We start from the raw sequence: 1,328 nt of genomic DNA, 5'->3' as shown, positions 1-1,328 counted from the left end.
GGGTTAATTCTCAAAAAGTGTGTCCGGAATGGCCAACAATTCCCAGATCACGATGGGAAAACCATGGCTAAAAGTTGATTCGCTCCAACTTTTCGGAGTCTCAAAAAGTGTGTCCGGTTTCCTCTTGACATGCCTGTTCGGGGTAGCTTTTTCAAAGAAAAAGTTGCCGATGGACGGGAGATGGCATTGGATAATCCGACGTGCGATGCCTGCGGCGGCAGGATGAAGAGGAACGGGAGCACCACATCGGGTGCTCAGAGATGGAGATGCAGGACGTGCGGGGCGAGCATGACGCACAGGATCGACAAGGCAGCGAAGCAGCTCAAAGTGTTCCTGAAGTGGCTCATGGGCAAAGAGACGCTTCGGGAGCAGCCCTGCTCCAAGGCGACCTTCGAGCGGCGTGCCGAGAGGTTCTGGGGGCTGTGGCCCCTGCCAGAGCCTACAGGAGAGGCGCACGACACCCTCTTCGTCGATGGCATCTACATTTCAAAGGAGCTTGTCGTGCTTATCGCCTGCACGAAGGAGCATGTCGTCGCATGGCACCTCGCCGAGAGCGAATGCTCGGCCTCCTGGGCGGCGCTCATGCTCAAGGTCGCGCCTCCTGCCATGGTCGTCACGGATGGCGGGACAGGCTTCAAGAAGGCCGTGCGCGCCATCTGGCCCGATGCGCGCGTGCAGCGCTGCCTCGTGCATGTGAAGCGCCAGGTTGTGAGGAAGACGACCATGAACCCGAAGCTCGACTGCGGTCGCGAACTGCTAAGCCTCGCGAAGAGGCTTCCGAGGACGAAGGACGCGGATGCGGCGGCGATATGGATGGCGGACTACGCCGGGTGGTGCTCGAAGTGGGAGCGGTTCCTGCGGGAGTTCACCTTGAAGGACGGTCGCAAGCAGTACGTCCACGAGCGCCTGAGGAGCGCACGGCATTCCCTGAACGCGCTCGTCAAGGACGGCACGATGTTCACCTTCATCGAGATGCAGAAGGAGTTCGGGGGCGTTTGGGACTCGACCAACAACGCCATCGAGGGAGGGGTCAACTCGCAGATCCGCCTCATGCTCCTGAACCATCGCGGACTGACGACGCTGCGCCGCGCCAAGGCGGCATTCTGGTGGTGCTACCTGCATTCGGAGTTCAGGGCGAGCGAAGCCGAGATGCTCAAGACGATGAAGACCGACGAGGAAGTCGAAGGGTTGTTCGCATTGGCTTCCAAGAAGAAGACCAGAGGTGATGGCGCTCCCGATGAGTTCGGGTCTGCGGCCCCAGAATGGAGAGAGCTTCATATGAGCGGATCGAACGCAACAGGCTGGTTCTAGGATCGTGTGAATAATTG

Annotated in this window: 1 protein-coding gene; it reads left to right on the top strand. The window is 59.4% G+C overall.

The genetic code is table 11. From position 1 onward, the window contains the following. Window positions 1-129 precede the first annotated feature (129 nt). Complete coding sequence (locus tag NFR19_RS08875) at window positions 130-1,311, top strand: IS1249 family transposase (RefSeq protein WP_349665535.1); 1,182 nt, start codon at window positions 130-132, stop codon at window positions 1,309-1,311. Window positions 1,312-1,328 lie beyond the last annotated feature (17 nt).

It is taken from the genome of Adlercreutzia murintestinalis (assembly GCF_943192905.1).
GTDB classification, from domain to species: domain Bacteria; phylum Actinomycetota; class Coriobacteriia; order Coriobacteriales; family Eggerthellaceae; genus Adlercreutzia_A; species Adlercreutzia_A murintestinalis.
Note: the sequence above shows the minus strand (reverse complement) of the source record. Positions and strands in the feature narration are given on the sequence as shown.